The following is a 4,946-nucleotide window of genomic DNA, read 5'->3' on the forward strand; positions in this document are numbered from 1 at the left end:
GCATTTGGCGTTAAACATGAAAACGCCTAACTTTATACATCAAAAAACCGATGGATATAAATCCATCGGCTCTTATAATATTTTAGTATAAATCCTGTCAACCTATTTTAGGACGGGACATTAGATATATTTGTTTTTATTGATTTTATCTTATAATAGGGCGAATAGTATTTCCTAATGAGAGGAAAAACTAAGAAAGAAAGTGACATATAAAAAGCAGTAAAATACTGTTACTTTTGTTACTTTTTGAGAAATAGTATTTTCTTAATCGGGTACGTAAAGCATTTCGAAAAAGAAATAAAGACTTTATAATTAGCCTGTCATGTTTCCAGTTTGAGGAAGCAATATTCTAAGCAGAAATGAGTTATATTTGTAAACTGTAACAACTTATTGTAATAACCTGAAAAAAGCTTGAAAAGATCTATATCTTACATATTTAGTATCCTTATTTTTTTATTGTCTGCATATTCTTGTAAACAGGTAAAACTGGAAGATGCAGACCGTAAGTTTGCACAAGGTGAATATTTTGTTGCGGCAGATATGTATCGCAAGATATACCGCAGCATTCCTGTAAAGAAGAGAGAGTTGAGAGGAGAAGTCGCTTTGCGTATGGCAGAAAGTTACAGGCTGATAAACAATCCACTGCGAGCGAATGCGGCGTATGCTAATGCTGTTAGATATAAGGTGAACGACAGCACTCTGAATCTGCAATATGCCAGATCGTTGCAGAAGGTGGGAGATTATAAGCAAGCTGCTCGTTACTACGCTGATTTCTTAAAGCTTTTCCCTGATAATAAATTTGCTCTTAACGGGCTGGAAAGTACAAAGGTAGCTCCGGAGTGGAAAGCTAATCCGACATTATATACAGTGAAGAGGATGGATTTGTTTAATTCCAATCGGGGTGAGTTTAGTCCGATGTTGCTTCCTCCCGATTACGATCAGTTATACTTTACATCTAACCGAGAAGGTGTTATAGGAGATACAATAAGTAATATAACAGGATCTAAGCTCAATGATATATTCATGTCTCGCAAAGATGAAAGTGGAAACTGGATGAAACCCGAGCATTTGGATTCACCGATAAATACTTCATCAGACGAGGGTACAACTTCATTTTCGGCTACAGGCTCGGCAATGTATTTTACACAAACAAAACTCGATTCGGTAAATACTTCCTTTCCATCTATATATGTCTCATACCGTTCGTCGGGGTCATGGGGAAAAGGTACGAAGATAGAAATAAACAGACGTGATACAACCAGTGTCTATGCCCATCCGGCAATAACACCCTTGGGTGACTATATTTATTTTGTGTCCGACATGCCCGGAGGCTATGGCGGAAAAGATATCTGGAGGGCAAGCATGGTTGGCGACTTGGTCGAATTTGTTGAAAACTTGGGGCCGGATATCAATACGGCAGGAGACGAAATGTTTCCGTATATGCGAAACGACTCAACGCTCTATTTTTCTTCAGACGGACACGTAGGGATGGGTGGTCTGGATATATATAAGGCTGAATACGATAAAAAGTCTAAAGGCTGGAAGGTAGAGAATATGAAGTTCCCTATAAACTCTCAGGCAGATGATTTTGGTATAACGTTCGAAGGAAACAAAGAAAGTGGGTTCTTTAGCTCCAATCGTGGCGACGGAAAAGGATTTGATCATATATATTCTTTTGCATACCCGATAATAACCACCGTAGCCGAAGGGTATATTGTGGATACAGACGATGAGTTTGTAACCAATGCCACTATACGTGTGGTAGGGCGTGACGGAACGAATATGAGGTTTCCCGGAAAGAATGACGGGACTTACAAAATGGACGTAAAGCAAGGGGTAGACTATGTATTTCTGGCAAGTGCCAAAGATCATCTGAATACACGTATGTCTCTCAAAACTCTAGCGGTAGAGAAGGATTCAACCTACCTGTTAGATTTCATCCTTACTCCGATCAATAAGCCGGTGGTATTGGAAAATATATTCTATGAGTTTGATAAAGCGACCTTGCTCCCCGAGTCTAAAAAGGAATTGGATGGTTTGATCGACTTGCTTAATACCAATCCGAATGTGACAATCGAACTTTCGGCTCATGCTGACAGAAAAGGGTCGGACGAATATAATATTAAACTCTCGCAACGAAGAGCTGAGTCTGTGGTCAATTACCTGATAGCGGGAGGAATATCTAAGGATCGTTTGACGGCTGTGGGTAAAGGAAAAAGTGAACCTAAGACAGTAACAAAAGCTATTGTAAAGAAGTATGACTTTCTGAAAGAAGGTGATATACTGAATGAGGAGTTTATTGAAGGGCTCACCCCAGAGCAACAGGAGATGGCTGATCAGGTAAACCGCCGGACAGAGTTTAAGGTATTGAGTATTACATATAATCTCGAATAGTATGTTAAGACTGACTTTATTTATAATATCTGCAATAATCTCTTTTGCTGACATAGAGGCACAGGAGTTGAATGCCAAGTTAACCATAAACAGCAGTAAGGTTCCTGCGGCAAACCAAAACTTGTTTTCGGCAATGGAGAGCTCACTCAATCAGTTGTTGAATGATCAGACATGGACAAATACCTCGTTCAACAGAAATGAGCGTATTGATTGCTCTGTGAATATTTCGATAAGTGAAATGACTTCGGATAATAGTTTTGTTGCAGAAATGCAGGTTACTTCACGCCGTCCTGTATATAATTCGACATATATAACTACTCTAATCAACTATAGAGATACTAAGTTTGAGTTTAATTATACACCGGGGGAATCTCTCGACTTGAGCAATATTACACTTTCTAATAATTTGGTGGCAGTAATATCCTTTTATGCTTATGTTGTGATAGGGCTCGATTTCGATTCCTTTTCCTTAAATGGAGGTGCTCCGTATTTTGCGAGGGCGATGGAAATAGCGAATATGGCTCAGTCGTTGAATACAAAAGGGTGGGAGCCTTTCTCCGGCAAGAATGATAACAGGTATGATCTTGCTGTGGCTCTTACCGATGAGAGCTCTAAAGCCTTTCATTCTTTCTGGTACAATTATCATCGCAATGGGTTGGACGAAATGGCAGCCAACGCTTCACGTGGAAGAATACGTATTATAGAAGCAATGGCAGACTTGCAGAAATTGTATGATTCACGTCCTTCTTCTCCATTGTTATTAATTATCGGAGAAACCAAACTGGATGAAATAGTACGCATCTGTTCTCAGGCTACAGCCGAAGAAAAGCAAGCTGTAAAAAAGCAACTCAATCAGATATTTCCTACGAAAGGTTATCTTATAAATAACCTTAAATAAATGTTTTACAAAACTATGCTAAAAAAATATCTCCTGCTATTCTCTTTTATAATTGCTTACGTATCCGCTTCGGCGAATATGGCGTCTCCGTGGATCGGAGGCAATCCGATGAGTGAGGCTTATTCGAGCAAGGATATAGATATTCTGCATGAGTCTTTACATGTCCGCATTATCGATTTTTATACAGCTAAGTATACGGTGATCTATACAATTAAATCAGATAGGGCAGGGAAGCAGATTCCCCTCATTTTTGACACGATGACGGATGTTTCGCAAGACGATGGCTTTCGTGTGTGAGTAGATGATAAAGAAGCTGAGGTCTCAAAAGTACCTTCTTCGTATGAAAACAAGGCGGCTCTTTCGTGGATAGATTCTTTGGATAATCATCTCTTATACTCGCAGGAGAATGTTCCGAATTTGATCGGACTGAAATATTTTGAAGTCGGTCTCTCTGAGGGTGAGCATGCTATCAGGGTGGAGTATACAGTGCGTGCGAATGTGTATGTCGGTAATCCTGTTAGAGAGTTTACGTTGAGGTACAATCTTGCGCCGGCTCGTTTTTGGCGTACATTCGGAGGACTGGATATTGAGATAGATATAACAGGGCTGGACGGCACATTCGAAACGAATTTGCCTGCTGAAAAAACGAGTCTTACCGATGCTGTAACACACTTGTATTTTTCGGAGATACCGTCAGACGAATTTGTTATAACGTACACACCCGAATTAGGATGGTTTGCTAATGTTTTTGTAGCAATTGGACACTGGTTAGTACTTGCTTTTATTCTAGTACTCGGTGTTGTACATGTTTATCTTACTCTAAGATATCGGATCAGGAAGCCAACAAAACGTTTTTCCCCTGTCGTAATAGTTGGAGGCATTTTAGCACCTATTCTTTATTTGTGTTTATATGTGTGGTCATATTCTTTAATAGATATGGTGATAGGAGAATATGCTTCGGGAAGGCATGGGTATGTATTCCTTATCTTTTTGCTATATCCTGTTGTTATGCCAATCTATTTGCTACTGATTTGGATGATTGATAAGATGAAGAAGGATAAAATAAAAAAGGATGTCTCTATTTAAGAAACATCCTCTATCTTCAATCTTGTTTTTCTCATTTGCTAGCCATGTACTTGCCTTGCTGATCGTTGATAGTAGTATTTAATATTGTCAAATACTTTCTATACTGTTTTTCAGACAAAACTGATCTTACGTTAGCCAAGTTAAAGAATAGCGCTTTTTCTGCTGCTTCTTTATCATTGTCAATCAACGCGCTTTTTAGTTTTTCAGTAGAATCATAGAAGATAGCTCTCATGTATTCTTTCTGATTGGAAGTTGCATTCACATATTCTGCAACACTTTCGAATGTTGATTTGTTGTTCAATACCCAAAGAACATCATAATCGTTTTGCGCGTAAGAGCTGGCTCCTAATCCAAGCACAGCTACAACTAAAATTAATAACCTTTTCATAACCAATTTTTTAAATAAACAATCTTTACTTTAATAACCTAAACCTATAAGACAAAAAAAGGGCTCTTTCCTAAAAGTTGTGGAGATATAATTTTTCCTAACTTTGTTTAATGGAAAGTGGCTATGAATTATTATTACCCGAAGGTTTGTTGGACTACTTTGAAGTAGTTGAAGTTGAGA

At 38.6% G+C, this 4,946-nt stretch carries 5 protein-coding genes; 4 read left to right on the forward strand and 1 reads right to left on the reverse strand.

All coding sequences use genetic code 11. The features are described from left to right. Positions 1–411 precede the first annotated feature (411 nt). The 4 genes from LDB17_RS09310 to LDB17_RS09325 all read left to right on the forward strand — a co-directional run bounded on the left by LDB17_RS09310 (position 412) and on the right by LDB17_RS09325 (position 4,378). Positions 412–2,394 (forward strand): OmpA family protein, encoded by a 1,983-nt coding sequence (locus tag LDB17_RS09310; RefSeq protein WP_252639688.1) that lies wholly within the window; start codon positions 412–414, stop codon positions 2,392–2,394. 1 nt (position 2,395) lies between these two features. After that, positions 2,396–3,292: a DUF4835 family protein gene (locus LDB17_RS09315; protein WP_252639691.1), complete on the forward strand. Its 897-nt coding sequence runs from the start codon at positions 2,396–2,398 to the stop codon at positions 3,290–3,292. Between the two features lie 15 nt (positions 3,293–3,307). Further along, entirely contained in the window at positions 3,308–3,589 is a 282-nt protein-coding gene (locus tag LDB17_RS09320; protein ID WP_252639693.1) for a hypothetical protein, read from the forward strand. A gap of 78 nt (positions 3,590–3,667) precedes the next feature. Further along, positions 3,668–4,378, forward strand: a complete 711-nt coding sequence (locus tag LDB17_RS09325; protein ID WP_252639694.1) for a hypothetical protein — start codon at positions 3,668–3,670, stop codon at positions 4,376–4,378. 31 nt (positions 4,379–4,409) lie between these two features. Here the strand turns inward: LDB17_RS09325 and LDB17_RS09330 are convergent, their stop codons facing one another. After that, the gene (locus tag LDB17_RS09330; protein WP_252639696.1) at positions 4,410–4,766 is read right to left on the reverse strand and encodes a hypothetical protein; all 357 of its coding nucleotides are present in this window, start codon (positions 4,764–4,766) and stop codon (positions 4,410–4,412) included. Between the last annotated feature and the right edge of the window lie 180 nt (positions 4,767–4,946).

The sequence above is a fragment of the Dysgonomonas sp. Shenzhen-Wh21 genome, from assembly GCF_043392705.1.
In the GTDB taxonomy this organism is placed as follows: Bacteria; Bacteroidota; Bacteroidia; order Bacteroidales; family Dysgonomonadaceae; genus Dysgonomonas.

Bases quoted from the DNA above. Each gene is read 5' to 3' on its own strand.
- LDB17_RS09320 (WP_252639693.1), top strand. From the start codon at position 3,308: ATGCTAAAAAAATATCTCCTGCTATTCTCTTTTATAATTGCTTACGTA.
- LDB17_RS09330 (WP_252639696.1), bottom strand. From the start codon at position 4,766: ATGAAAAGGTTATTAATTTTAGTTGTAGCTGTGCTTGGATTAGGAGCC.
- LDB17_RS09315 (WP_252639691.1), top strand. From the start codon at position 2,396: ATGTTAAGACTGACTTTATTTATAATATCTGCAATAATCTCTTTTGCT.